Source organism: Pseudomonas sp. B19125 (assembly GCF_044218855.1).
GTDB classification, from domain to species: Bacteria; Pseudomonadota; Gammaproteobacteria; order Pseudomonadales; family Pseudomonadaceae; genus Aquipseudomonas; species Aquipseudomonas edaphica.
Map to the genome: position 1 here is coordinate 5500586 of NZ_CP162589.1, position 20784 is coordinate 5521369.

The 20784-nt window shown below is 60.6% G+C and carries 17 protein-coding genes; 14 read left to right on the forward strand and 3 right to left on the reverse strand.

What is annotated here, in order from left to right; all coding sequences use genetic code 11:
- Positions 1-196 precede the first annotated feature (196 nt).
- The 4 genes from map to AB4P96_RS25080 all read left to right on the forward strand — a co-directional run bounded on the left by map (position 197) and on the right by AB4P96_RS25080 (position 5967).
- Entirely contained in the window at positions 197-979 is a 783-nt protein-coding gene (gene map / locus AB4P96_RS25065; protein ID WP_017137140.1) for a type I methionyl aminopeptidase, read from the forward strand.
- A 66-nt stretch (positions 980-1045) separates the two neighbouring features.
- Positions 1046-3748 carry a [protein-PII] uridylyltransferase gene (locus AB4P96_RS25070; protein WP_017137139.1) on the forward strand — a complete coding sequence of 901 codons (2703 nt, stop codon included), beginning with the start codon at positions 1046-1048 and terminating at the stop codon, positions 3746-3748.
- A gap of 146 nt (positions 3749-3894) precedes the next feature.
- On the forward strand, positions 3895-5091 hold the full coding sequence (gene dapC / locus AB4P96_RS25075) for a succinyldiaminopimelate transaminase (RefSeq protein ID WP_169985376.1): 1197 nt from the start codon (positions 3895-3897) through the stop codon (positions 5089-5091).
- A 165-nt stretch (positions 5092-5256) separates the two neighbouring features.
- Positions 5257-5967 (forward strand): M12 family metallopeptidase, encoded by a 711-nt coding sequence (locus AB4P96_RS25080; RefSeq protein WP_099548552.1) that lies wholly within the window; start codon positions 5257-5259, stop codon positions 5965-5967.
- A gap of 19 nt (positions 5968-5986) precedes the next feature.
- Here the strand turns inward: AB4P96_RS25080 and AB4P96_RS25085 are convergent, their stop codons facing one another.
- Complete coding sequence (locus tag AB4P96_RS25085; protein WP_017137136.1) at positions 5987-7630, reverse strand: Na+/H+ antiporter; 1644 nt, start codon at positions 7628-7630, stop codon at positions 5987-5989.
- Between the two features lie 278 nt (positions 7631-7908).
- Here AB4P96_RS25085 and AB4P96_RS25090 point away from each other — a divergent pair, with 278 nt between their 5' ends.
- From AB4P96_RS25090 to AB4P96_RS25105, 4 genes are all read left to right on the forward strand, one after another.
- Positions 7909-8217 carry an arsenate reductase gene (locus AB4P96_RS25090; RefSeq protein ID WP_231982825.1) on the forward strand — a complete coding sequence of 103 codons (309 nt, stop codon included), beginning with the start codon at positions 7909-7911 and terminating at the stop codon, positions 8215-8217.
- Positions 8218-8248: 31 nt separating this feature from the next.
- A complete protein-coding gene (gene dapD / locus AB4P96_RS25095; protein ID WP_017137134.1) occupies positions 8249-9283 on the forward strand; it encodes a 2,3,4,5-tetrahydropyridine-2,6-dicarboxylate N-succinyltransferase in 1035 nt (344 codons plus the stop codon).
- A gap of 63 nt (positions 9284-9346) precedes the next feature.
- A complete protein-coding gene (locus AB4P96_RS25100; protein ID WP_169985372.1) occupies positions 9347-10552 on the forward strand; it encodes an aminotransferase class V-fold PLP-dependent enzyme in 1206 nt (401 codons plus the stop codon).
- The gene (locus AB4P96_RS25105) at positions 10549-10962 is read left to right on the forward strand and encodes a SufE family protein (protein ID WP_017137132.1); all 414 of its coding nucleotides are present in this window, start codon (positions 10549-10551) and stop codon (positions 10960-10962) included. Before AB4P96_RS25100 ends, AB4P96_RS25105 begins: the two co-directional genes overlap by 4 nt.
- A gap of 123 nt (positions 10963-11085) precedes the next feature.
- On the opposite strand, the gene tcdA is transcribed toward AB4P96_RS25105, so the two are convergent.
- Entirely contained in the window at positions 11086-11901 is an 816-nt protein-coding gene (tcdA, locus tag AB4P96_RS25110) for a tRNA cyclic N6-threonylcarbamoyladenosine(37) synthase TcdA (protein WP_017137131.1), read from the reverse strand.
- 217 nt (positions 11902-12118) lie between these two features.
- On the opposite strand from tcdA, the gene AB4P96_RS25115 reads away from it, so the two are divergent.
- The 4 genes from AB4P96_RS25115 to AB4P96_RS25130 all read left to right on the forward strand — a co-directional run bounded on the left by AB4P96_RS25115 (position 12119) and on the right by AB4P96_RS25130 (position 17285).
- The gene (locus tag AB4P96_RS25115; protein ID WP_099548548.1) at positions 12119-14710 is read left to right on the forward strand and encodes a glycosyltransferase; all 2592 of its coding nucleotides are present in this window, start codon (positions 12119-12121) and stop codon (positions 14708-14710) included.
- Between the two features lie 182 nt (positions 14711-14892).
- Positions 14893-16044 (forward strand): succinyl-diaminopimelate desuccinylase, encoded by a 1152-nt coding sequence (dapE, locus tag AB4P96_RS25120; RefSeq protein ID WP_017137129.1) that lies wholly within the window; start codon positions 14893-14895, stop codon positions 16042-16044.
- Positions 16044-16853: a putative RNA methyltransferase gene (locus tag AB4P96_RS25125; protein WP_170036449.1), complete on the forward strand. Its 810-nt coding sequence runs from the start codon at positions 16044-16046 to the stop codon at positions 16851-16853. Before dapE ends, AB4P96_RS25125 begins: the two co-directional genes overlap by 1 nt.
- A gap of 54 nt (positions 16854-16907) precedes the next feature.
- A complete protein-coding gene (locus tag AB4P96_RS25130; RefSeq protein ID WP_170036447.1) occupies positions 16908-17285 on the forward strand; it encodes a hypothetical protein in 378 nt (125 codons plus the stop codon).
- Positions 17286-17422: 137 nt separating this feature from the next.
- On the opposite strand, the gene AB4P96_RS25135 is transcribed toward AB4P96_RS25130, so the two are convergent.
- Complete coding sequence (locus AB4P96_RS25135) at positions 17423-17632, reverse strand: cold-shock protein (RefSeq protein ID WP_003219353.1); 210 nt, start codon at positions 17630-17632, stop codon at positions 17423-17425.
- A 182-nt stretch (positions 17633-17814) separates the two neighbouring features.
- Here AB4P96_RS25135 and plsB point away from each other — a divergent pair, with 182 nt between their 5' ends.
- Together plsB and AB4P96_RS25145 are read left to right on the forward strand one after the other, a co-directional pair.
- On the forward strand, positions 17815-20319 hold the full coding sequence (gene plsB, locus AB4P96_RS25140; protein WP_395600197.1) for a glycerol-3-phosphate 1-O-acyltransferase PlsB: 2505 nt from the start codon (positions 17815-17817) through the stop codon (positions 20317-20319).
- Between the two features lie 51 nt (positions 20320-20370).
- Positions 20371-20772, forward strand: coding sequence for a YbaY family lipoprotein (locus tag AB4P96_RS25145; protein ID WP_017137125.1), 402 nt, complete (start codon positions 20371-20373; stop codon positions 20770-20772).
- Positions 20773-20784: the final 12 nt, after the last annotated feature.

Sequence of the window (20784 nt, forward strand, 5' to 3'; positions counted from 1 at the left end):
AACCGTGTTCGTGTAACCCCTTGAATAGAGCCGACATACCCCTACTCTATAGAGAGATGCGATTATCAGAGGATCATGATTTGACGCCATCGTCTGTTAGAATCGCGTTTTTTGAGGCTTGTGCGAATTTCGTAACCATTTGTCGCACGCCCGTAAACCGTATTGATTTCAGCGCGTCGCGCTAGAGAGAGCCTGTATGACCGTTAGTTTGAAAACCGCCGAAGACATCGCCGGCATGCGCATTGCCGGCAAACTGGCTGCCGACGTGCTGGAAATGATTGCCGAGCATGTCAAGCCAGGCGTCACCACCGACACTCTGAACCAGATCTGCCACGACTATATAGTCAACGTGCAAAAGGCCATCCCTGCCCCACTGAACTATAAGGGCTTCCCCAAATCGATCTGCACCTCGGTCAACCACGTGGTCTGCCACGGGATTCCAGGCGACAAGCCGTTGAAGGACGGCGACACCCTGAACATCGACGTCACCGTGATCAAGGACCGCTATTTCGGCGATACCAGCCGTATGTTCCACGTCGGCAACGTGCCGGTCTGGGCTGAGCGCCTGTCCCAGGTCACCCAGGAATGCATGTACAAGGCCATCGAGATCGTAAAACCTGGTTGCCGCCTGGGCGATATCGGTGAAGTGATCCAGAAGCACGCAGAAAAGAACGGCTTTTCGGTGGTGCGCGAATTCTGCGGCCACGGTATCGGCACCGTATTCCACGAAGAACCACAGATCCTGCACTACGGCCGCGCCGGCACCGGCATGGAGCTCAAGGCAGGCATGACCTTCACCATCGAGCCAATGATCAACCAGGGCAAAGCCGACACCAAGGTGCTGGGCGACGGTTGGACCGCCATCACCAAGGACCGCAAGCTCTCGGCCCAGTGGGAACATACCCTGCTGGTCACCGAAACCGGCTACGAGATCTTCACCCTGCGCGCAGACGACACGATCCCTCGCGTTTCGGCGTGATGGTTGCCTCGGTTTTCCAGCTACACCGTTGTGACTGACTCAATAGACAGATAGGAAAGCCGATCGATGCCCCAGGTGGACCCCGAACTCTTCGACCGTGGCCAGTTCCAGGCCGAACTGGCCCTGAAGGCAAGCCCCATCGCCGCCTTCAAGAAGGCTATCCGCCAGGCCCGCGAGGTGCTCGATGAGCGCTTTCGCAGCGGCCGGGACATTCGTCGGCTAATCGAGGACCGCGCCTGGTTCGTCGACAATATCCTGCAAAAGGCCTGGGAGCAGTTCAGTTGGAGCGAAGACGCCGACATCGCCCTGGTAGCGGTCGGCGGCTACGGTCGGGGTGAGTTGCACCCCTACTCCGACATCGACCTGCTGATCCTGCTGGACAGTGCCGATCATGAGATCTTTCGCGATTCCATCGAGCGTTTTCTGACGCTGTTGTGGGACATCGGCCTGGAGGTCGGCCAGAGCGTGCGCTCGGTGGACGAATGCGCCGAAGAGGCACGCGCCGACCTCACCGTCATCACTAACCTGATGGAAAGCCGCACCATCGCCGGGCCGGAACGCCTGCGCCAGCGCATGCTGGAGGTCACCAGCACCGCGCATATGTGGCCAAGCAAGGAGTTCTTCCTGGCCAAGCGTGCCGAGCAAAAAGCCCGGCACCACAAGTACAACGACACCGAATACAACCTGGAACCCAACGTCAAAGGCTCGCCGGGCGGGCTGCGCGACATCCAGACCATCTTATGGGTGGCCCGCCGCCAGTACGGCACCCTCAACCTGCGCGCCTTGGCCGGTGAAGGCTTTCTGGTCGAGAGCGAAAATGCGCTGCTGGCCTCGTCCCAGGAGTTCCTGTGGAAGGTGCGTTACGCCCTGCACATGCTCGCCGGGCGCTCCGAAGACCGCCTGCTGTTCGACCACCAGCGCTCCATCGCCACCCTGCTGGGGTTTGAAGGCGAGGACGCGAAAACCAGCATCGAAAGCTTCATGCAGCAGTATTACCGCGTGGTCATGAGCATTGCCCAGCTCAGCGACCTGATCATCCAGCACTTCGAAGAGGTGATCCTGGCGCCGGAAGACGAAGCCCCGCCGCAGCCGATCAACTCGCGCTTCCAACTGCACGACGGCTATATCGAGGCGCGCAACGACAATGTGTTCCGTCGCACGCCGTTCGCCATGCTGGAAATCTTTGTGCTGATGGCCCAGCAGCCGGAAATCAAAGGCGTGCGCGCCGATACCATCCGCCTGCTGCGGGAAAACCGTCACCTGATCGACGATGATTTTCGCAACGACATCCGTAACACCAGCCTGTTTATCGAACTGTTCAAGTGCAAGATCGGCATTCACCGCAACCTGCGGCGCATGAACCGTTACGGCATCCTCGGCCGCTACCTGCCGGAGTTCGGCTTTATCGTCGGGCAGATGCAGCACGATCTGTTCCACATCTATACCGTCGACGCCCACACCCTCAATTTGATCAAACACCTGCGCAAGTTGCAGTACACCCAGGTGTCAGAAAAATTCCCGCTGGCCAGTAAACTCATGGCCAAGCTACCCAAACCCGAACTGATCTATCTGGCCGGCCTGTACCACGACATCGGCAAAGGCCGGCATGGCGACCACTCTGAAGTCGGCGCGGTCGATGCCGAAGCCTTCTGCCAGCGCCACCAATTGCCGCAGTGGGACAGCCGCCTGATCGTGTGGCTGGTGCAGAACCACCTGGTGATGTCGACGACCGCGCAGCGCAAGGACCTCTCCGACCCGCAGGTGATCCACGACTTTGCCGGGATCGTCGGTGATGAAACCCGCCTCGACTATCTTTACGTGCTGACCGTCTCCGACATCAACGCCACCAACCCGACACTGTGGAATTCCTGGCGCGCCAGCCTGTTGCGCCAGCTCTACACCGAGACCAAGCGCGCGCTGCGCCGTGGCCTGGAAAACCCGGTGGACCGCGAGGAGCAGATCCGCCGCACCCAAAGCGCGGCCCTGGATATCCTCGTGCGCGGCGGCAACGACCCGGATGACGTCGAGCAGCTATGGTCGCAACTGGGCGATGATTACTTCCTGCGCCACACCGCCGGCGACGTGGCCTGGCACAGTGACGCGATCCTGCAACAGCCGGCCGACGGCGGCCCACTGGTGCTGATCAAGGAAACCACCCAGCGCGAATTCGAGGGCGGCACGCAGATCTTCATCTACGCGCCGGACCAGCACGACTTCTTCGCCGTGACCGTGGCCGCCATGGACCAGCTCAACCTGAACATCCATGATGCGCGGGTTATCACCTCCAGCAGCCAGTTCACCCTCGACACCTACATTGTGCTCGACACCGACGGTGACTCGATCGGCGACAACCCGGTGCGCGTGAAAAAGATCCGCGAAGGCCTTACCGAGGCCCTGCGCAACCCTGATGACTACCCGACCATCATCCAGCGCCGGGTGCCGCGCCAGCTCAAGCACTTTGCGTTTGCGCCCCAGGTGACCATTTCCAACGACGCCCAGCGCCCAGTGACCGTGCTGGAACTCAGCGCACCGGACCGCCCAGGCTTGCTGGCGCGCATCGGCGGGATCTTCCTGGAGTTCGACCTGTCGCTGCAAAACGCCAAGATTGCGACCCTGGGGGAACGCGTGGAAGACGTGTTCTTCATTACCGACGCCGACAACCAGCCGCTGTCCGACCCGCAGCTGTGCCTGCGCTTGCAGGAAGCTATCGTGCAGCAATTGAGCGTGAGCCAGGAACCGGGTGTCGAGCTGACCAGACTGACCATTTGATTTTTAACTTCCCAGTGGGCACGGTCCCTGTGGGAGCTGGCTTGCCTGCGATGCGGGCGCCGCGGTGCATCTGGTACACCGCAGCGATGTGATCGCAGGCAAGCCAGCTCCCACAAAAGGCCGCACTCATCTTGATCGAGGCTTACATGAACAACGCCCTGAACCAGCTCCAGCCCTACCCGTTCGAAAAACTGCGCGCCCTGCTCGGCAGCGTTACACCGAACCCGGATAAGCGCCCGATCGCGCTGTCCATCGGCGAGCCGAAGCACAAATCCCCGGCCTTCGTAGCCAAGGCCCTGGCGGATAACCTCGACCAGATGGCGGTGTACCCGACCACGCTGGGCATCCCGGCCCTGCGCGAGGCCATCGGCGCCTGGTGCGAACGGCGCTTCAACGTACCCAAAGGTTGGCTCGACCCGGCGCGCAACATTTTGCCGGTCAACGGCACCCGCGAGGCGCTGTTTGCCTTCACCCAAACCGTGGTCAACCGCGCTGACGATGCACTGGTGGTCAGCCCCAACCCGTTCTATCAGATCTATGAAGGCGCTGCGTTCCTGGCCGGGGCCAAGCCGCATTACCTGCCATGCCTGGACAGCAATGGTTTCAACCCGGACTTCGACGCCGTTTCGCCAGACATCTGGAAACGCTGCCAGATCCTGTTCCTGTGCTCACCCGGCAACCCGACCGGCGCGCTGATCCCGGTCGAGACCCTGAAAAAGCTCATCGCCCTGGCCGACGAATATGACTTCGTGATCGCCGCCGACGAGTGCTACAGCGAGCTGTACTTCGACGAACAGACCCCGCCGCCAGGCCTGCTCAGCGCCTGTGTCGAACTGGGCCGCCAGGACTTCAAGCGTTGCGTGGTGTTCCACAGCCTGTCCAAGCGCTCCAACCTGCCAGGCCTGCGCTCGGGCTTCGTGGCCGGCGATGCCGATATCCTCAAGGCCTTCCTGCTGTACCGCACCTATCACGGCTGCGCGATGCCGGTGCAAACCCAGCTGGCCAGCATTGCTGCCTGGCAGGATGAGCCCCACGTATTGGCCAACCGTGACATGTATCGGGAGAAATTCGACGCCGTGCTGGCGATTCTCAAGCCGGTGCTGGATGTACAAGCCCCAGACGGCGGCTTCTATCTGTGGCCGAATGTGAAGGGCGACGATGCCGCGTTCTGCCGTGACTTGTTCGTGGAAGAACACGTGACCGTAGTGCCGGGTTCGTACCTGTCGCGCGAAGTCGACGGCTTCAACCCTGGCGCCGGTCGCGTACGCCTGGCGCTGGTTGCGCCGTTGTCGGAGTGTGTGGAAGCGGCGGAACGGATTCGGGACTTCATAAACCGTCGCTGAACACCCCACAATGCCCGCACTGTAATAAAGTGCGGGCAGCGCCACACGATCGACACTGCGCTGCATAAGTAGCCATTTGCTTAAAAACGATAATCGGTGGAATCCTATCAACGACAAGTGCCACTCAATGTTCATTAACGTCTTGAACAATGTAGACATGGCACGATGACAAACCTGAGCACAGCAACTCTCGGTTTCACCTCCACACGCACTCACGACATTGATATATATCAAGCGCCCCCGGATAAATCCCACTCAAGAAAAACCCGTGCTGTTTCAGCACCCGACAAATACTGGCCGCAAAATTCCACGCTGAAGATTGCTGTCTATGATGCCGACGAAGAAGCACTGGAGCACATAAAAAAGGCTGCGAATCTTTGGCTGTCGCATATCAACCTGACCTTTGAATTTGTTTCAGGGGAAGAGGGAGATATACGCATCGCGCTGGACTATGGGGAGACTCAATCAGGCAGCTCTGCACTTGGAACCGACGCGCAAAAAGTGCCCCTCTACCTACCGACCATGGTGTTGCCAAACCCTTACGACAACCCAAGATTCGAAGCCATTGCAGCCCATGAGTTCGGGCATGCCCTAGGGTTGCATCACGAACATAAACACCCCAATAGAACGATTGATTTTAATACGCCAACCATCTACAGGCACTTTAAAGGCCATGGATCGAATGAAGCCATCCATAAAGACATTCTCCAGCGCCTCACTGGAAAAAACGTCGCTGCCTCCAAATACGATAGAAACTCAATCATGCATTACGGCTTCACCAGAGACGAACTATGGAAGCAGCCGGCAATCCCTTGGCCCACCCGATTGACAGAACTGGATAAGTCTTTCATAGCCGAGCAGTACCCCAAACCTTAAGGCACCGCGGTGTGGACAACTACTTCATCACACCCAGATTCGCCTCACTCATATCCAGATCCGCCAGGACCTCGCGCAACACGTCATCACCAATCTGGTGATGACGGCTCAGGCTGTACAACTCCAAGCGCTGCGCGCGCAAGGCCTTGAGGCGCAATTTGCGTTCAAGCAGGTCCATCTGATGCGCCAGTGCCTGGGCTTCGGCTGAATCGTTGAATACTTCCAACTGATGACGGTATTCCGACATCAGCCGCGCCTTTAGCTCGGTCGCGAGTGCTGCCTGGGCGGCGTCTGGGGTTTCGGTTTCGGCAGGCTCGTCCGCTTCCAGCGCGTGGATGGCGGCTACCGCGGTTTTTTTCCACGCCTCACGCACTTCGTTATGGCGCTTTTCATCGGGGCTCTGCTCGATGCCACGCAATAGCAGCGGCAAGGCGATGCAGGCGGCCACCAGCGACAGTAGGATCACGCCGGCGGCGATAAAGATCAGCAGGTCGCGCTCGGGAAAATCCTGGCCAGGCGCCAGCAATAAAGGCACCGACATCACACCCGCCAAAGTGACCGCACCGCGCACGCCACCCACGGTCAATAGCCAGCAGGACCGGGCCGTAGGCACGAGTGTCAGCTCGCTTTTCCCACGCAGCCGCCGTAACAGGCCCGACAAACGCCAGATGCTTTGCACCCAGATAAAGCGCAGCACCACCAGCACCAGGAAGATCGCAACCACATCCAGGCAGCGATACAACAGCGTTGGCCACAGTGTCGGTTCGTGACTGACCACGGCCTTGATTATGTCCGGCAGTTGCAGGCCCAGTAGCAGGAAGATCAGGCCATTAAACGCAAACTCCAGCAGCGACCACACACTGCGGTTGAGCAAGCGCGTGCTGGTCTGGCGTGGCAGCAAGTCGAGCCAGCTTTGCATCATGCCCGCCGCCACCGCCGACAGGATGCCGGATGCGCCCAGGCGCTCGGCCAGCACGTAGGCTGCGAACGGCAGCAGCAACATAAACACCACGTGGGTGGCCGGGTCGTCCCAACCACGGGCAATCATCCAGGCGCGTAAACGGCCGACCAACCAGCTCAGCGCCACGCCTACCGCGAGGCCGCCCACCGCTACCAGCACAAAAGTCAGGCTGGCATCGGCCAGGGAAAACACGCCGGTCAACGCCGCCGCCAGGGCGAACTTGAAGGTCACCAGGCCCGAGGCATCATTCATCAATGCCTCGCCTTGAAGCATATGCATCAAAGGTTTTGGCAGGCGATTTTGGGAAATGGCCGACACCGCCACGGCGTCAGTCGGGGACAATACGGCCGCCAAAGCGAAGGCCACCGGCAACGGGATCGTGGGCAGTATCCAATGGATGAAGTAACCGGCGCCCACCACGGTAAATAGCACCAGCCCCACCGCCAGCGTAAGGATCGGGCCTCTGAGCCGCCACAATTCGCGCTTGGGCATGCGCCAGCCATCGGAGAACAGCAACGGCGGCAGGAACAAAAACAGGAACAGCTCCGGGTCCAGCGCCACGTGCAACCCCAGCGTAGGCCAGGCCAGCAAGGCGCCGGCGGCGATCTGCACCAAGGGCAACGGCAGGGGAATAATGCGCCCGACAAGGCGCGAAACGCTGACCAGCATCAGCAGGATAAGAACGGTATAGGCGGTTTGCATAACGCGGGTTTCCCGGACAATCGACTTGCTATGACACCGTTCTGGCAACAACTGGCCGTTGAAGTGCCATATTAACCGGCTATGTTACCCGCTTGGCTGCGCAACGGCTTTTGCACATAAGTCGCACTGAATCATCGGCAAGTATGACGAGCGGCACCCAAACCCGCTGGTCGTGGCATAATCCGTGACCTTTAACTTTCATACGTCCAAAGGGGGGCAATTCCTTGACCGCTTCAAGCAAAACCTTGCACCTTTTCGGCATCAAAGCCTGCGACACCATGAAAAAGGCGCGCACCTGGCTCGATGAGCACGCTGTGAGCTATGAGTTCCACGACTACAAAACAGCCGGTATCGACCGCGAACACTTGACCCAATGGTGCAACGAGCACGGTTGGCAGGTGGTTTTGAACCGTGCGGGCACCACCTTTCGCAAACTCGAAGACGAACGCAAAGCCGATCTCGATCAGTCGAAAGCCATTGAATTGATGCTCGCACAACCCTCGATGATCAAGCGCCCGGTGCTCGATCTCGGTGACAGAACCCTGATTGGCTTCAAGCCAGATAGTTATTCGGCGGCCCTCAAGTAGGCCAGCCTTCCATTTTTGTAGAGGTAACAGCATGTCCAATTCCCTGTTCAGCCTGGGCTTCGGCGTCGGCACTCAGAACCGCCAAGGTGCTTGGCTGGAAGTGTTTTACGCACAACCGCTGCTCAACCCGTCGGCCGAGATCGTTGCCGCCATCGCGCCGATCCTCGGTTATACCGAAGGCAACCAGGCCATTACTTTCACCGTGAGCCAGGCGCTGCAACTGGCTGACGCGCTCAAAGGTGTCGACACGGCCCAGGCCGCGCTGCTCAGCCGCCTGGCTGAAAGCCACACCCCGTTGGTCGCCACCCTGTTGGCCGAAGACGCCGCACTGACCTCCACGCCTGAGGCCTACCTCAAGCTGCACCTGCTGTCCCACCGCCTGGTCAAGCCCCACGGCCTGAGCCTGGCCGGTGTGTTCCCGCAGTTGCCGAACGTGGCGTGGACCAGCCAGGGCGCAATCGACATCAACGAGCTGGCCGAGCGCCAACTGGAAGCACGCCTGCGTGGCGAGCTGCTGGAAGTGTTCTCGGTGGACAAGTTCCCGAAAATGACTGACTACGTAGTGCCGGCTGGCGTGCGTATCGCTGATGCCGCGCGCATCCGCCTGGGCGCCTACGTGGGCGAAGGCACCACCGTGATGCACGAAGGTTTCGTCAACTTCAACGGTGGCACCGAAGGCCCGGGCATGATCGAAGGCCGTGTATCGGCAGGTGTATTCGTCGGCAAGGGTTCTGACCTGGGCGGCGGTTGCTCCACCATGGGCACCCTGTCGGGCGGCGGCAACATCGTGATCAAGGTGGGCGAAGGCTGCCTGATCGGCGCCAACGCCGGTATCGGTATCCCGTTGGGCGACCGCAATACCGTGGAGTCGGGCCTGTACGTGACTGCCGGTACCAAGGTTGCTCTGCTAGACGAGCACAACCAACTGGTCAAAGTGGTCAAGGCGCGCGAACTGGCTGGCCAGCCGGACCTGCTGTTCCGCCGCAATTCCCAGACCGGTGCCGTGGAGTGCAAAACCCACAAATCGGCGATCGAACTGAACGAAGCGCTGCACGCTCACAACTAAGCAGCCACTCGATGCCACTAGCGAGCCCCAAACCTGGGGCTCGCTTATACGAGTCTTAAGACCATGCTTGTGCCCTCCCCCTGGCGCGCCGATTTTCCGGCCATCGCCACCCTGCAACGGCAAGACCAGACCTACCTGGACAACGCCGCCACCACGCAAAAACCCCAAGCCCTGTTGGATGCCATCAGCCATTACTACGCCAATGGCGCAGCCAATGTGCACCGCGCCCAGCATTTGCCGGGGGCCCACGCGACCCAGGCGTTTGAAGACAGTCGCAGCAAGGTCGCGCAGTGGTTGAATGCAGGTGACAGCGGGCAGATCGTGTTTACCCACGGCGCGACGTCTGCGCTGAACCTCCTGGCCTATGGCCTTGAGCACTTATTCAATGCGGGTGATGAAATTGTCATCAGCGCCCTGGAACACCACGCCAACCTGCTGCCCTGGCAGCAACTGGCCAAACGTCGCGCGCTGACGCTGGTGGTCTTGCCCCTTGGCGATGATGGCGTGATTGACCTGCAAGCCGCCGCCGAATTGATCAGCCCGCGTACGCGCTTGCTGGCAGTGAGCCAGCTGTCCAACGTACTCGGCGCCTGGCAACCTTTGGAGGTCTTGCTGCCAATGGCCAAGGCCCACGGTGCCTTGACCGTGGTCGATGGCGCCCAAGGCATTGTCCATGGTCGCCACGACGTACAGGCGCTGGGTTGCGACTTCTACGTGTTTTCCAGTCATAAGCTCTACGGCCCGGACGGCGTCGGCGTGCTGTATGGCCGCAACGAAGCGCTGCATCACCTGCGCCACTGGCAGTTTGGCGGCGAGATGGTGCAGCAGGCCGAGTATCAAAGTGCGAGCTTTCGCCCTGCCCCGCTGGGTTTCGAAGCGGGCACGCCGCCGATTGCAAGTGTGATCGGCCTGGGTGCCACGCTGGACTACCTGAACTCTCTGGACCAGCCGGCCGTGGTCGCCCATGAAGCAGCCCTGCATGACTACCTGCTGCGCGGCCTGAAAGCACGCAATGGCGTGCGCGTACTGGGCTCGCCCCAGGTGGCACTCGCCAGTTTCGTGGTGGAGGGCGTGCATAACGCCGACCTGGCTCATCTGTTGACCGAACAAGGCATTGCCGTGCGAGCTGGCCATCATTGCGCCATGCCATTGCTCAAGGCCATGCACTTGTCCGGAGCGATCCGTGTGTCCCTGGCGCTGTATAACGACTCCGATGACCTGGAGCGCTTCTTTGAAGCGCTGGATCAGGCGCTGGATATGTTGCGATGAGCTTGCCTGCGGATGCCATCAGCGCGCTTGAGTCGTTTCAGGCAGTAGGCAGTTGGGAACAACGCGCCCGCATGCTGATGCAGTGGGGCGAGCGGCTGCCGGCGTTGGCGGCTGACGAAAAGGTCGAGGCCAACCTCGTGCAGGGCTGTGAAAGCCTGGTGTGGTTGGTCGGCCGTTTACAGGACGGCCATTGGCAGTTTGCCGCGAGCAGCGATGCGCGAATGATCCGGGGGTTGGTGGCGTTGCTGCTGGCACGGGTCAATGGGTTGTCGGCAAGTGAGTTGCAGGCGGTTGACTTGCCGGACTGGTTCAATCAACTGGGGCTTTCGCGCCAGCTGTCGCCGTCGCGCAGCAATGGGCTTAATGCTGTACTGCAGCGCATGCAAGAGCTGACCTGTACGCAAAACTAATGTGGGAGCTGGCTTGTGTGGGAGCTGGCTTGCCTGCGATGCAGGCACCTCGGTCTATCAGTCAGACTACGGTGAAGCCATCGCAGGCAAGCCAGCTCCCACATTTTGTTTTGTGCAGGACAGCTAGATCTGGGTAGGTTTAACCCGCTCCGACGGCCTGCGCACCCCGGCCACAATCTTGTCCACCGCCTTGGTCGCCGCCACCATGCCAAACGTGGCCGTGACCATCATCACCGCGCCAAACCCGCCCGCACAGTCCAGCTTCACGCCGTCACCGACAAAACTTTTCTGCAAACAAATACTGCCGTCCGGCTTGGGATAGCGCAGCTGCTCGGTAGAGAACACACACGGCACGCTGTAATGGCGGGTCACGGTGCGCGAAAACCCGTAGTCGCGGCGTAGCGTGGAGCGCACTTTCGAGGCCAGCGGGTCGTTGAAGGTGCGGTTCAAGTCGCAGACCTGGATCAGCGTCGGGTCGATTTGCCCGCCGGCGCCGCCGGTGGTGATGATCTGGATCTTGCGGCGCTTGCACCAGGCGATCAGCGCGGCCTTGGCGTTCACGGCGTCGATGCAGTCGATCACGCAATCGATATTCGGCGTGATGTACTCAGCCATGGTGTCACGGGTCACGAAGTCCGCCACCGCGTGCACCGTGCAATCCGGGTTGATGCCGCGCAGGCGTTCGGCCATTACCTCGACCTTGGGCTTGCCCACGGTGCTGTCCAGGGCGTGCAACTGGCGGTTGCTGTTGCTGACGCAGACATCGTCCAGGTCAAACAGCGAAATCTCGCCCACGCCGCAACGGGCCATGGCTTCCGCCGCCCAAGAGCCCACGCCGCCGACGCCGACGATCGCCACATGGGCCGCTTTCAAGCGTTCCAGGCCTTCAATGCCATACAAGCGGGCGACGCCTGCAAACCGCGGATCTTCTGTGCTCATGACCATTACCCCAAAAACCGGCGCGCATTATGGACTACACAGCGACAAGTTCGAAGCTTCCAGCTACAAGTAAAGAACTTAGAGGGTCTTTCGCTGACTAACGTCCGGCTTTTCTCTGTCTGCTGTACGCTCAGTTAAAGGCCGGTGTAGGATGCGCGCCGTTCGGCGTAGGCCGACACCTCTTTTCGTTCCACACCCTTTGGAACCCGAAATAGCCATGTCATCGCGTAAATTTGGACTCAACCTGGTGGTAGTGCTGGCAATTGCCGCGCTGTTTACCGGCTTCTGGGCGCTGATAAACCGCCCGGTCACCACCCCTAACTGGCCTGAACAGATCTCCGGGTTCTCCTACTCGCCGTTCCAACAAGGCCAGTTCCCGCAGAAAGACCAGTACCCCACCGACGACCAGATGCGCCAGGACCTGGCGATCATGAGCAAGCTGACGGACAACATCCGTACTTACTCAGTCGACGGCACCTTGGGCGATATCCCCAAACTGGCCGAAGAGTTCGGCCTGCGCGTGACCCTGGGGATCTGGATCAGCCCGGACCTGGAACGCAACGAGCGTGAAATCCAGCGCGCCATCGAGATCGCCAACAACTCGCGCAGTGTCGTGCGCGTGGTGGTCGGTAACGAGGCATTGTTCCGCGAAGAAATCACCCCGGAGGCGCTGATCGTGCTGCTGGACCGGGTGCGCGCCGCCGTGAAAGTGCCGGTGACCACCTCCGAGCAATGGCACATCTGGGAAAAGAACCCGCAACTGGCCAAGCACGTCGACCTGATCGCCGCGCACATCCTGCCGTTCTGGGAATTCATCCCGATGGACAAGGCCGGCCAGTACGTACTGGACCGTGCACGGGATCTGAAAAAGCTGTTCCCGAAAAAACCGCTGCTGCTCTCGGAAGTGGGCTGGCCGAGCAACGGCCGTATGCGCGGTGGCAATGAAAGCTCGCCGGCAGACCAGGCGATTTACCTGCGTACGCTGGTGAACAAACTGAACCGCCAGGGTTACAACTACTTCGTAATCGAGGCCTTCGACCAGCCGTGGAAAGTCAGCGACGAAGGCTCGGCGGGCGCTTATTGGGGCGTGTACAACGCCGCACGCCAGCAGAAATTCAACTTTGAAGGACCGGTCGTCGCGATCCCGCAATGGCGCGTGCTGGCCATCGGCTCGGTGGTGCTGGCGCTGCTGTCGCTGACCCTGCTGATGATCGACGGCTCGGCCCTGCGCCAGCGTGGCCGCACCTTCCTGACCTTTATCGCGTTCCTCTGTGGTTCGGTATTGGTCTGGATCGGTTACGACTACAGCCAGCAATACAGCACCTGGTTCAGCGTCACCGTCGGCATTTTGCTGGCCCTCGGCGCGTTGGGCGTGTTTATCGTATTGCTCACCGAAGCCCACGAACTGGCTGAAGCGGTGTGGACCCACAAGCGCCGGCGTGAATTCCTGCCGGTGGAAGGCGATTCGGACTACCGCCCGAAAGTCTCGATCCATGTGCCGTGCTACAACGAGCCGCCGGAGATGGTCAAACAGACCCTCGACGCCCTGGCCGCCCTCGATTACCCGGACTTCGAAGTCCTGATCATCGACAACAACACCAAGGACCCAGCCGTCTGGGAGCCCGTACGCGACTACTGCGAAACCCTCGGCCCGCGCTTCAAGTTCTTCCACGTCTCGCCCCTCGCCGGTTTCAAGGGCGGCGCGCTGAACTACCTGATCCCGCATACCGCCAAGGATGCCGAAGTGATCGCAGTGATCGACTCGGACTACTGCGTGTCGCCCAACTGGCTCAAGCACATGGTGCCGCACTTCGCCGACCCGAAAATCGCCGTGGTGCAGTCGCCGCAGGACTACCGCGACCAGAACGAGAGCACTTTCAAGAAGCTCTGCTACGCCGAATACAAAGGCTTCTTCCATATCGGCATGGTCACCCGCAACGACCGTGACGCGATCATCCAGCACGGCACCATGACCATGACCCGTCGCTCGGTACTCGAGGAGCTGGGCTGGGCCGACTGGTGCATCTGTGAAGACGCCGAACTCGGCCTGCGCGTGTTCGAGAAAGGCCTGTCGGCCGCGTATTACCACGACAGCTACGGCAAGGGCTTGATGCCGGATACCTTTATCGACTTCAAGAAGCAGCGTTTCCGCTGGGCCTACGGCGCGATCCAGATCATCAAGCGCCACACCGCCAGCCTGTTGCGCGGCAAGGGCACCGAGCTGACCCGTGGCCAGCGCTACCACTTCCTCGCGGGCTGGTTGCCGTGGGTGGCGGATGGCATGAACATCTTCTTCACCGTCGGCGCCCTGTTGTGGTCGGCGGCGATGATCATCGTGCCGACCCGTGTTGACCCGCCGCTGCTGATTTTCGCGATCCCGCCGTTGGCGTTGTTTGTGTTCAAGGTCGGCAAGATCATCTTCCTCTACCGCCGTGCGGTGGGTGTGAACTTGAAGGACGCATTCTGCGCGGCGCTGGCCGGGCTGGCGTTGTCACACACCATCGCCAAGGCGGTGCTGTATGGCTTCTTCACCACCAGTATTCCGTTCTTTCGCACACCGAAAAACGCCGATAACCACGGCTTCTGGGTAGCCATTTCCGAAGCCCGCGAAGAGATGTTCATCATGTTGCTGTTGTGGGGCGCCGCACTCGGGATTTACCTGGTGCAGGGCCTGCCGAGCAATGACATACGCTTCTGGGTGGTGATGCTGCTGGTGCAATCGCTGCCGTATGTGGCGGCGCTGATCATGGCGTTCCTGTCGTCGCTGCCAAAACCTGCACCTAAGGTTGAGCCGGCAACCGCTGAGTAAAAACTTGCGCAATGCACTAAACGGCGGCCTCTGGCCGCCGTTTTGCTATAAGATAACGGCCGTTTTACGAGACTTGGCCAGGCCCTGCTTTCTGTGGGAGCTGGCTTGCCTGCTCCCACATCGAACCCTGTTTTATCCACATTCGTCCTGCGCGCCCATTACACGCTTCCCGGAGTTTTCCCATGACGGCCCATGCCGACCTTTCGCCGACCCTTCAACTTGCCATCGACTTGATCCGTCGCCCCTCAGTGACGCCGATTGATGCCGACTGCCAGAAGCTGATGATGCAGCGCCTGGGCGACGCAGGTTTTGCACTTGAGCCGATGCGTATCGAAGATGTGGACAACTTCTGGGCCACCCATGGCAAGCACGAAGGCCCGGTGCTGTGCTTTGCCGGCCACACCGACGTGGTGCCAACCGGCCCGGTGCAGGCCTGGCAGAACGACCCGTTCGATGCGTTGATCGACGAGCACGGCATGCTCTGCGGGCGTGGCGCAGCGGACATGAAAGGCAGCCTGGCGGCAATGCTGGTGGCTTCGGAGCGTTTTGTCACCGACTACCCGGACCACAAGGGCTCGGTGGCTTTTCTGATCACCAGTGATGAAGAAGGCCCGGCGCACCACGGCACCAAAGCGGTGATTGAGCGTCTGGCGGCACGCAAGGAGCGTCTGGACTGGTGCATCGTCGGCGAACCGTCGAGCACCACGCTGGTGGGCGATGTGGTGAAGAACGGCCGTCGCGGCTCCCTCGGCGCCACCTTGACCGTGCGCGGCGTGCAGGGCCACGTGGCATACCCGCACCTGGCGAAAAACCCGATCCACCTGGCGGCACCGGCGCTGGCGGAACTGGCTGCCGAGCATTGGGACGATGGCAACACCTTCTTCCCACCGACCAGCTTTCAAATCTCCAACCTCAATTCCGGCACCGGCGCCACCAACGTGATTCCGGGTGACCTGACAGCAGTGTTCAACTTCCGTTTCTCCACCGAATCCACCGTCGAAGGCCTGCAACAGCGGGTTGCGGCGATTCTGGATAAACACGGCCTGGACTGGCACGTTGATTGGGCCTTGTCTGGCCTGCCATTCCTCACCGAGCCGGGCGCGTTGCTGGATGCTGTCTCGGCCAGCATCAAGGCGATTACCGGCCGCGAGACCAAAGCGTCCACCAGCGGCGGCACGTCCGACGGGCGCTTCATTGCCACCCTCGGCACTCAAGTGGTGGAGCTGGGCCCGGTCAACGCGACGATTCATCAGGTCAACGAACGCATTCTGGCCAGCGACCTCGATGTGCTGACCGAAATCTACTACCAAACCCTGATCAAGTTGCTCGCCTGATGCTCGCGTGCCCCCTTTGCAGCGCACCGCTCAACGCGGTGGATAATGGCGTGGCGTGCCCCGCTGGGCACCGTTTCGACCGTGCGCGCCAGGGTTACCTGAACCTGTTGCCGGTGCAGCACAAGAACAGCCGCGACCCAGGCGACAACCTCGCCATGGTCGAGGCACGCCGCGACTTTCTCAATGCCGGGCACTATGCGCCAGTGGCCAGGCGCCTGGCCGAACTGGCCGCCGAGCGCGCGCCGCAGCGCTGGGTGGACATCGGGTGTGGCGAGGGTTACTACACCGCGCAAATCGCCGACGCCCTGCCCCACGCTGACGGTTATGCGCTGGATATCTCCAAGGAAGCGGTGAAACGCGCGTGCAAACGCAACCCGGCGCTGACCTGGTTGATCGCCAGCATGGCCCGCGTGCCGTTGGCGTCGGGCAGTTGCCAGTTTCTCGCCAGCGTGTTCAGCCCTTTGGACTGGGAAGAGGCCAAGCGCCTGCTCAGCCCCGGCGGCGGTTTGATGAAGGTTGGCCCGACTGCCGGCCACCTGATGGAATTGCGCGAACGCCTGTACGACGAAGTGCGTGAATACACCGACGACAAGCATTTGGCTTTGGTGCCACAAGGCATGCGCCTGGCGCACAGTGAAACGCTGGAATTCACCCTGAGCCTGATCGAACCCCAGGACCGCGCCAACCTGCTGGCGATGACGCCCCATGGCTGGCGCGCGAGTGCCGAGCGCCGTGCTGAAGTGATCGAGGCCGCCGAGCCGCTGCTGGTCACCGTATCGATGCGCTACGATTATTTCGTGCTTCAATAACCGACTTTTAAGTATCCGCGAATGGATTTTCGAATCCCGCAACGAGGAACATCCATGCGCCAACCTGATATCGAGATTTACCTGAAAGACGCCGAGGTCGACTACAAGGCCATCGCCGCCTGGCTGGGTGCCGCCCTGGGCCCGTGCACCGACTGGGTCCAGAAAGGCCAGACCTACAAGTGCAAGGCCGGCAATGTGCCGGTTACCTGGCTGCCAAAAGCCGTGGGCAAGTGGAACAGCCTGTACCTGGAAAGCGACCAGACGCCGTGGGATGACGACATCGCCTGCGCCCGCGCCGCCTTTGCCGCGCTGAACGTCGAAGTGCGCTGCGCGCCGGGTACCTGGGTTGAGGAGGAAGGTGAGGAAAGCGCTGATACCTGGATTCGCATCAGTGCCGACGGTGAAGAGCAGATCACCTGGAAAACTGCCTGATCCAAACCTGAAAACCCAATCAATGTGGGAGCTGGCTTGCCTGCGATAGCATCACCGCGGTCCGACTGATAGACCGAGGTGTCTGCATCGCAGGCAAGCCAGCTCCCACAGTTGATTGAGTTGGCAGGACAAGGGTGTTACAGACCCACCACATCCTCAGCCTGCAAGCCCTTCTCGCCGGTCACCACGGCGTATTCCACCTGCTGGCCCTCGGCCAATGAGCGGTGGCCCTCACCGCGAATGGCGCGGTAGTGCACAAACACATCCTTGCCGTCTTCACGCTGGATAAAGCCATAGCCCTTTGCATCGTTGAACCACTTCACATTGCCGGTTTCACGCGTTGCCATCTGTCTTACTCCCACATGCATTTTTATTGTTGAGTCGCTCGCATTGAACTGCCGAGTATAAGACAGGCTCAAAAACGATCAACTCAAGTTTACATCGCTGCTTTTTTGCCGATTTTCGGCGAATACGGCACACTACCCGCCCGAGCACCTGCTCGGTTTTTTCCACTTGAAGCAGCACGCCTATGACCCGCTCCCCGTTCCGCCGTCTGGTGTTTGGCACCTTGCGCCGACTGTTGTACCTCTGGGTTCGCTCGGAGACGATCAATCAGTCGTCCCTAACCCTTAACCTGGACCGCAGCCGGCCGGTGTTTTACGTCCTGCAATCGCCCTCTCTCACCGAATTGGCGGTGGTCGACAAGGAATGCACCAAGGCCGGCCTGCCGCGCCCGGTGCTGCCGGTGTCGGTGGGTTCGTTGATCGAACCCGCCGCGTTCTTCTACCTCACGCCCGAACCCGACTGGCTCGGCCGCCAGGACAAGCGCGGCGCGCCGCCAACCCTGACCCGCCTGGTCAACACCCTGACCGAGCACGCCGAAGAGAATGCACAAATCATTCCGGTCAGCGTGTTCTGGGGGCAGTCGCCCGAAAGCGAGTCCAGCCCGTGGAAACTGCTGTTCGCCGACAGCTGGGCCGTCACCGGCCGCCTGCGCCGCTTGTTGAGCATCCTGATCCTGGGCCGCAAGACCCGTGTGCAATTCTCCGCGCCTATCAACCTGCGTGAATTGATCGAGCACAATAAAGGCCACGAACGTACCGTGCGCATGGCCCAGCGCATCCTGCGTGTGCACTTTCGTAACCTGAAGACTGCGGTCATCGGCCCCGACCTGTCTCACCGCCGTAACCTGGTCAAAGGCCTGGTCAACATGCCGCTGGTGCGCCAGGCCATCGCCGATGAAGCCGAGCGCGAGAAAATCACCCCGGAAAAAGCCAAGGCCCAGGCCCTGCGCTACGGCAACGAGATCGCTTCGGACTACACCTACACCGCGATTCGCTTTCTGGAAGTGGTATTGAGCTGGTTCTGGAACAAGATCTACGACGGCATCAAGGTCAACAATATCGAAGGTGTGCAAAAGGTTGCCCAGGGTTACGAGGTGATCTACGTGCCTTGCCACCGCAGCCACATCGACTACCTGCTGCTTTCGTACCTGCTGTTCAAAAACGGCCTGACTCCGCCGCACATTGCCGCCGGCATCAACCTGAACATGCCGGTGATCGGCAGCCTGTTGCGCCGTGGCGGTGCATTTTTCATGCGCCGCACCTTCAAGGGCAACCCGCTGTACACCTCGGTGTTCAACGAGTACCTGCACACCCTGTTCACCAAGGGCTTCCCGGTGGAGTACTTCGTCGAAGGCGGACGCTCGCGCACCGGGCGCATGCTGCAACCGAAAACCGGGATGCTGGCGATCACCTTGCGCAGCTTCTTGCGCTCCTCACGCATGCCGATCGTGTTCGTGCCGGTGTATATCGGCTATGAACGCGTGCTCGAAGGCCGTACCTACCTGGGCGAGTTGCGCGGGGCGAGCAAGAAGAAAGAATCGATCTTCGATATTTTCAAAGTGGTCGGCGCGCTCAAGCAGCGCTTTGGTCAGGTCGCGGTCAACTTCGGCGAGCCGATCAAGCTGGCCGAGTTCCTCGACGCCGAGCAGCCGGACTGGCGCGCCCAGGAATTAGCCCCGAACTTTAAACCGGCGTGGCTCAATGAAACCACCAACCGCCTCGGCGAACAGGTGGCACGCCACCTCAACGAAGCCGCAGCGGTCAACCCGGTAAACCTGGTGGCCCTGGCACTGCTTTCGACCACACGCCTGGCCCTGGATGAACAGGCCATGGCCCGCCAGTTGGACCTGTACCTGGCACTGCTACGCCGTGTGCCCTACTCGCCGCACACCACCTTGCCGGAAGGCGATGGGCTGGCGCTGATCAAGCACGTCAAGGACATGAACCTGCTCTCGGAGCAGAGTGACGCCCTGGGCAAAATTGTGTATCTGGATGAGCAGAACGCCGTCCTGATGACCTATTACCGCAACAACGTGCTGCATATTTTTGCCCTGCCGGCGCTGCTGGCGAGCTTCTTCCAGAGCAGCTCGCGCATGAGCCGCGAGCAGATCCTGCGCTTCACTCGCGCGCTCTACCCTTACCTGCAATCGGAGTTGTTTATCCGCTGGTCGCTGGAAGAGTTGGACGCCGTCGTCGACCAATGGCTGGAAGCCTTTGTCGAGCAAGGCCTGCTGCGTTTTGAAAACAACGTGTACCTGCGCCCGGCCCCGAGTTCGCGGCACTTTGTACTGCTGACGCTGTTGTCCAAGAGCATCGCCCAGACCCTGCAACGCTTCTACATGGCGATCTCGCTGCTGCTTAACAGCGGCCAGAACAGCATCAGCGCCGAAGAGCTGGAAGACCTGTGCACGATCATGGCCCAGCGCCTGTCGATCCTGCATGGCCTGAACGCGCCGGAGTTCTTCGACAAGAGTCTTTTCCGACATTTTATCCAGACATTGCTGGAGCAAGATGTGCTGCGCCGCGACGAGGCCGGGAAATTGAGTTACCACGACCTGCTGGGTGAACTGGCGGAAGGCGCGGCCAAACGCGTGCTGCCTGCCGAGATTCGTCTGTCGATTCGCCAGGTGGCCTTGCATCGCGTCGACGGCGCAGCTGAAGCGCCTGTGGAACCGGCAGAAAGCCGCTAGATTGACTGAGGCGCCGGGCTGTTTCCGGCGCCGTTGAAAAGGAGCTGTACCATGAAAAAGATCATCCTCCTGGGCCTTACCGCCCTGCTCGGAGCCTGCCAATCCATGACCCCAGCCCCCAAGGCCAGCCTCGACGGCGAAGTGTTCTACCTGCAACGCATCGCCTTGCCGCCCGCGGCCACCCTGAGCGTCAGTCTGCAGGACGTGTCGCTGATGGACGCGCCGGCGGTGACCCTGGCCGAACAGAAAGGCCCGGTCAAAGGCCAGGTGCCGCTGCCGTTTCACCTGAGCTACGACCCGGCCCAAATCAAGCCAGGCCACACTTATTCGGTGAGTGCTCGCATCGAGCTGGACGGCAAGCTACTGTTTATTACCACCGAACGCCACGCGGTGCAGCTCGACGGCAAGGACGAACAGCCACTGCGTCTGCGCGTTGATGCTGTCGCACACTGACCTTTCCAGACC

Coding starts and splice junctions, on each gene's coding strand:
- AB4P96_RS25100 (WP_169985372.1), top strand. CDS start 9,347: ATGCTTGTGCCCTCCCCCTGGCGCGCCGATTTTCCGGCCATCGCCACC.
- AB4P96_RS25135 (WP_003219353.1), bottom strand. CDS start 17,632: ATGGCAACGCGTGAAACCGGCAATGTGAAGTGGTTCAACGATGCAAAG.
- AB4P96_RS25080 (WP_099548552.1), top strand. CDS start 5,257: ATGACAAACCTGAGCACAGCAACTCTCGGTTTCACCTCCACACGCACT.
- tcdA (WP_017137131.1), bottom strand. CDS start 11,901: ATGAGCACAGAAGATCCGCGGTTTGCAGGCGTCGCCCGCTTGTATGGC.
- AB4P96_RS25105 (WP_017137132.1), top strand. CDS start 10,549: ATGAGCTTGCCTGCGGATGCCATCAGCGCGCTTGAGTCGTTTCAGGCA.
- map (WP_017137140.1), top strand. CDS start 197: ATGACCGTTAGTTTGAAAACCGCCGAAGACATCGCCGGCATGCGCATT.
- AB4P96_RS25130 (WP_170036447.1), top strand. CDS start 16,908: ATGCGCCAACCTGATATCGAGATTTACCTGAAAGACGCCGAGGTCGAC.
- AB4P96_RS25085 (WP_017137136.1), bottom strand. CDS start 7,630: ATGCAAACCGCCTATACCGTTCTTATCCTGCTGATGCTGGTCAGCGTT.
- dapE (WP_017137129.1), top strand. CDS start 14,893: ATGACGGCCCATGCCGACCTTTCGCCGACCCTTCAACTTGCCATCGAC.
- AB4P96_RS25090 (WP_231982825.1), top strand. CDS start 7,909: ATGAAAAAGGCGCGCACCTGGCTCGATGAGCACGCTGTGAGCTATGAG.
- AB4P96_RS25125 (WP_170036449.1), top strand. CDS start 16,044: ATGCTCGCGTGCCCCCTTTGCAGCGCACCGCTCAACGCGGTGGATAAT.
- dapD (WP_017137134.1), top strand. CDS start 8,249: ATGTCCAATTCCCTGTTCAGCCTGGGCTTCGGCGTCGGCACTCAGAAC.
- AB4P96_RS25145 (WP_017137125.1), top strand. CDS start 20,371: ATGAAAAAGATCATCCTCCTGGGCCTTACCGCCCTGCTCGGAGCCTGC.
- dapC (WP_169985376.1), top strand. CDS start 3,895: ATGAACAACGCCCTGAACCAGCTCCAGCCCTACCCGTTCGAAAAACTG.
- plsB (WP_395600197.1), top strand. CDS start 17,815: ATGACCCGCTCCCCGTTCCGCCGTCTGGTGTTTGGCACCTTGCGCCGA.
- AB4P96_RS25070 (WP_017137139.1), top strand. CDS start 1,046: ATGCCCCAGGTGGACCCCGAACTCTTCGACCGTGGCCAGTTCCAGGCC.
- AB4P96_RS25115 (WP_099548548.1), top strand. CDS start 12,119: ATGTCATCGCGTAAATTTGGACTCAACCTGGTGGTAGTGCTGGCAATT.